The 4,792-nt window shown below is 43.5% G+C and carries 5 protein-coding genes; 3 read left to right on the top strand and 2 right to left on the bottom strand.

Features of this window, described 5'->3' with window-relative positions; genetic code table 11:
- The first annotated feature begins 90 nt into the window (after positions 1-90).
- Both AC1DWN_RS28170 and AC1DWN_RS28165 read left to right on the top strand, forming a co-directional pair.
- Positions 91-1,245, top strand: a complete 1,155-nt coding sequence (locus AC1DWN_RS28170) for a YheC/YheD family endospore coat-associated protein (RefSeq protein ID WP_477562196.1) — start codon at positions 91-93, stop codon at positions 1,243-1,245.
- A 1-nt stretch (position 1,246) separates the two neighbouring features.
- Entirely contained in the window at positions 1,247-1,744 is a 498-nt protein-coding gene (locus AC1DWN_RS28165) for an N-acetyltransferase family protein (RefSeq protein WP_477562195.1), read from the top strand.
- A gap of 191 nt (positions 1,745-1,935) precedes the next feature.
- On the opposite strand, the gene AC1DWN_RS28160 is transcribed toward AC1DWN_RS28165, so the two are convergent.
- Together AC1DWN_RS28160 and AC1DWN_RS28155 are read right to left on the bottom strand one after the other, a co-directional pair.
- Entirely contained in the window at positions 1,936-2,613 is a 678-nt protein-coding gene (locus tag AC1DWN_RS28160) for an HAD family hydrolase (RefSeq protein ID WP_477562194.1), read from the bottom strand.
- 30 nt (positions 2,614-2,643) lie between these two features.
- Entirely contained in the window at positions 2,644-2,937 is a 294-nt protein-coding gene (locus tag AC1DWN_RS28155) for a transposase (RefSeq protein WP_477562193.1), read from the bottom strand.
- A 329-nt stretch (positions 2,938-3,266) separates the two neighbouring features.
- On the opposite strand from AC1DWN_RS28155, the gene asd reads away from it, so the two are divergent.
- Positions 3,267-4,061, top strand: coding sequence for an archaetidylserine decarboxylase (gene asd / locus AC1DWN_RS28150; RefSeq protein WP_477562192.1), 795 nt, complete (start codon positions 3,267-3,269; stop codon positions 4,059-4,061).
- Positions 4,062-4,792 lie beyond the last annotated feature (731 nt).

Raw genomic sequence — 4,792 nt, 5'->3', positions numbered from 1 at the left:
CCCTGCTTTGCGTTCGGAAGGGCGCGACTCCATTTCTTATATTTTTGAACATTGCTTGTATCTCAGTCGATTCCAAGGAGGTAATAGCTAATGGACAGCTTGCTTCCGGAAGAATCAGGGCTCAAACAATTACGCACGAACAGGAAGGTATTCGCCATATTGACCATAGATGACGATAATCAACTCTTCCGGGGTAATCGTAAAAACTTTGCTGACTTGATCCGAACTGGTCAATCGATGGGGTTTATTGTTTACGTACTGACGATAAACAACTTGCTATTCACAAGAAGCACACTAAGAGGGTTTATTTTCGATGAGGAGTCGAATAGCTGGGAGCAGCATCTGTTTCCTTTTCCAGATATTATTTACAACCGCATCCCTATGAGAGAGGATGAGACACTCCCCGTAGTTAGACAAAAAATTGAAGCCTGCAGCAATCATCCGCGTGTTAAGCTGTTTAATCCTTCTTTTTTTAACAAATGGGATTTATTCGAGTGGTTGCGACAGTCCAAAATGACCAAACCTTTAATTCCTACTACACGCAAGCTCAACACGGTAAATAGTCTTAGCAAGATGATGCGCCAGCACTCCTACCTTTATTTAAAGCCTGAAAGCGGCAAAGCAGGCAAAGGAATTATGACAATAAAGGTTCATGCCGAAAGGCCCATGCCCTTCCGCTTAAAGATACAAGAGGATAAGAAAAGTGCGACCTATCACTGTTCTTCGATCACTAAGCTTTGGAGTCGCATTCAAAAAGAAAGTGGCGGTGAAGCCTATATTGCTCAGCAGGGTATTCAGCTTGCTTCCTTCAATGACCGCAGGTTCGATCTGAGGGTACTCGTGCAAAAAAATAAACGAGGAAAATGGACCGTATCCGGAATTGGTGCTCGAATCGCTGGCGAGTCCAGTATTACAACACATGTTCCGCGGGGCGGCAGAATAGAAGATCCTGAGAAATTGCTTGTCCACACTTTTAATGAAGAGCTAGCGCGTAAACTGTTGTTTAATGCAAAAAATAAATCTTTGCTCATCGCTAAACAAATCGAACGCGCATCAGGACATCTGCTCGGCGAGATGTCGATGGATATAGGAATCGACAATGAAGGGAATATGTGGTTTTTTGAAGCAAACTCAAAGCCAATGAAATTCGACGAGCCTCATATAAGGCAAAAATCACTTGAAAGTGTTTTTCATTATGGCGCTTATTTGACTAAACCGAAAAAAGAAAAAGTAGGAGGCGCTTAGCATGGAACTTAAGCTGCTTACATCATCGGAGTGGTTATTAGAACAAAGACGGCTGATAAGCTTCGCCGGAAGGTTCGGTGATAAGCGGCTTACTGTTTCCACCCTCCATGCGCTTCGTCATTTAGATGGCTCGTTGCTGGAGAAAGGTGTTAAAGAAGATTACGAGGCAGTTATCGCAGTAGCGATGCAAAATAAACGCATCGTCGGCTTTGGCTTCGCTGCAGACGGAGGAGAAGGCGGCTGTATGGTGGTCGTCCATCCTGAAGCAAGAAGCCTGGGCATAGGTGGAGCAATCGTAGGGGCGATGATCGAGAGGCTTGGTAAGCTGACGTGTAATGTGGCTACTGACAACACAGCGAGTATCGCACTTTGCTTCCGGCTTGGCATGACTGCTGTATCGATGCATCAGGGTCCTACTGGCAAGCCTACACTGCGATTTGTAAGAGAAAATGCTCATAACCTTCTTCATCCTAAGCAGTCGGAATTGGTGAGTAAGTGATGCTTTCTGTATAGATCAAAGAGGTCACGTTCAAGCAGCTTCACTGCATGTACGTGACCTCTTTGATCTTTTTTTAATAGATAAGAATTTATCAGTTTCCACTTATAAATGTGCTTATCTATCTACGCTAAACGAACGTTTATGCTGCCAAGGACGGCGACAGCCGTTTACGCTTGTCGGTAAGATTAGCTTTACTTGTTTAATAAGGCAATTAGCTCGCGAAAATCGGAAATATGTACATCTGCTCCGTTTAGCTCAGCCGCTCGTCCGTATGTGGCATATGCGCAGCCGACCGTTTGCAGTCCATTGCCTTTGCCAGCTTCCACATCGGAGGAACGATCCCCAACCATCCAAGCAGACTGTATGTCATGATCCTTAAGCAATCTTGCTACTAGGTCAACCTTGCTRGCAGTCTCATACTCACCCGCGCTATAAAGTCCGTCAAACAACTCCGCAATTCCTTTATGATGAGCCACGCCTTTAACGTAATCCTCCAGTCCATTGCTAGCAACAAACAGCTTCAAACCCCGCTCTTTCAACTGCTTCAACGTTTGTTCCACGTGTGGGTAAAGCAATCCTTCTCCTGCGGCCAAATATTCCATTTCATATTGCAGCATCAAAACGTCCGCACGCTTACGAGCTTCTTCCGAAGCATCTGGCATAACTTTCCGCCAAATATCATCAAGCAGCATGCCTAGACAACTCAACAACATATCTATCGGAGGCGTTTCCTGTTCATAAAGACCTTCCTCGCGAAGCGTCTGAAATAAACGGTCATGTACAGGAATAAGCAATGTTTCGGTTTCCAGCAACGTTCCATCCATATCAAAAATAACTGCTTCTGGTAGCGGCAGTGTTATCATACTCATTTTTAAATCCCCCTTCCAAGTCTGTCCTTATCATACTGGATGAGATGAAAGCATCGCAACCCTCGAAAGTGTATAGGGTCCCAAATAAGCACCGCTCGCCAATAATAGAGGATTCAAAAACACATGATGCACCTCTGTCATAAATACGGTGCCGTCAGCAATCGTTTCAATTACAGCCGAAGCAGCAATCACAAAAAACACAAAAAAGGAAATCCATGCAATACCATCAAATATCCGACTAGCTGTTCTGCTCGCTTTACTCCCCCACCATATAACTGCAGCTGCAACGGCAAGCGCAAATCCAATCGTAATCATCATTATCATATGGCTTCGCTCCAGCTCCTTCCTATTATTGTTTAGTTATCATTTGTTTAAATGCTAAAAATACTCGAGCTGGAATGGGTACAAGTTGAATATATAAGGTTAATAGGTATAAGTGATAAAAAATCATTTTCGATTGTGGAACGTTTTCGGACTAGCAGCCGTATAAATTATTAATTTCTTAGCTGATCAGCTCCCAATCAACGGAAAAACGATGGGTCAAATCAAACAAAGAACATTCGCGATCTATTGAAAATTAGTACCGGATATGTCACACTGATTTTTGGGCTAAATATGATTTTCCATATAGGAAAGGAAGTGACGGTACACCTGTGATAAAATGGCTGCTTCGATCGATGACAGAATTAAGCTCACGCAAATGGGTATCCCGTATAACCGGTAAACTTGCACAATCAGCAGCTAGCCGTCGGTTTATTTCCCGATTTGCTTCAACATACGGTATTAATACAGAGGAAGCAGAAAAGAACCTTTCCGAATATAAAACGTTAAATGAATTTTTCACAAGACGGCTAAAACCTGGGTTAAGAACTATTCATGAGGCCGCAGATTCACTCGTCAGCCCTGTCGATGCACTTGTAACCGGAGCTGGTCCGATTAGTGCAGGAACTATTCTGAACGTTAAAGGTCAGGACTATACGATTGATGAACTGCTGAACCAATCACCGAGAACGGCTTGCTACATGAATGGCTATTATATGGTTCTCTATTTGAGCCCGACTGATTATCACCGTATCCATACGCCCGCCAGCGGTCGGATTGTAGAGCGTGAGCATGTTGAAGGCAAAGTGTATCCCGTAAACGATTTTGGTTTGCGACATATGCGTCGCGTGCTTAGCCGAAATGAACGGCTAATTACATACATGAAGCATAAATCCGGAGAAGTCGCAGTCGTTAAGGTAGGGGCGATGAATGTAAGCAGCATTCAATATGTTAAGCCACTACGTGAGAAAATGAACAAGGGCGATGAGTTAGCATACTTTGAATTCGGCTCTACTGTCGTGCTTTTAACGGAGGATGAGACCTTTATGCCTCGAGAGGATATGGCAGTTGGCCTTAAGGTGAAAATGGGCGAGCAGCTTGGCAAATTATACGCACCTATCGACTAGGTTACTGGGTAAGCTGGTGGATGGGATTAAATAGGTAAAGCACATCGAGTTGGAGGGCTATACTTGAACAGATGGAGTTGTAAGCATCGTTTGGGAGTTTCGAGCTACTTCAGGGGCAAGTTTGCAGGCAGGTAGCTATCCTAGGAAGTTAGTTTGGGAGTTTAGAGCTAATTAGGTAGTTAGTTTTGGAGCTTGGAGCTAATTAGGAAGTTAGTTTTGGAGCTTGGAGCTACTTTGGGAGTTAATTGAGAGCTTCGTACTCGGTTAGCGAGTTTTTTTACTTTTAACTCGATTTTCATTAGGTGCACTGTTGGCTTTAATTCCATAAGCACTGTTTTGGTGCTTACAGCTACTTTTTGGGCTAGTTTGAGAGCTGTAAGCTCTATTTTTGAGCTTACAGCTTAGTATTTGATTGGAAACTGGCTATTTTCGTTGCTGTAAGCATCATTTGGATGCTTACAGCTATTTTTTTAGTTAGTTTGAAGGCTGTAAGGTCGATTTCGTCGCTTAATGCTACTTTTCCTTTTGGAGTACCTCTAAGCTTCACCCAAAATCCATCACTTACCACATACTACTCAACTTCCATCGAACATCAACCACTAACCACTAACCACTAACCACTAACCACTAACCACTAACCACTAACCACTAACCACTAACCACTAACCACTAACCACTAACCACTAACCACTAACCACTAACCACTAACCACTAACCACTAACCACTAACC

The sequence above is a fragment of the Paenibacillus sp. P4_A7 genome (genome assembly GCF_056402455.1).
The sequence above is the reverse complement of the archived record's forward strand: the minus strand, read 5'-3'. Positions and strand labels throughout refer to the sequence as shown.

What these genes read in the sequence shown, in the direction of transcription:
- AC1DWN_RS28170 (WP_477562196.1), top strand. Translation starts at nt 91, where the DNA reads ATGGACAGCTTGCTTCCGGAAGAATCAGGGCTCAAACAATTACGCACG.
- AC1DWN_RS28165 (WP_477562195.1), top strand. Translation starts at nt 1,247, where the DNA reads ATGGAACTTAAGCTGCTTACATCATCGGAGTGGTTATTAGAACAAAGA.
- AC1DWN_RS28155 (WP_477562193.1), bottom strand. Translation starts at nt 2,937, where the DNA reads ATGATAATGATGATTACGATTGGATTTGCGCTTGCCGTTGCAGCTGCA.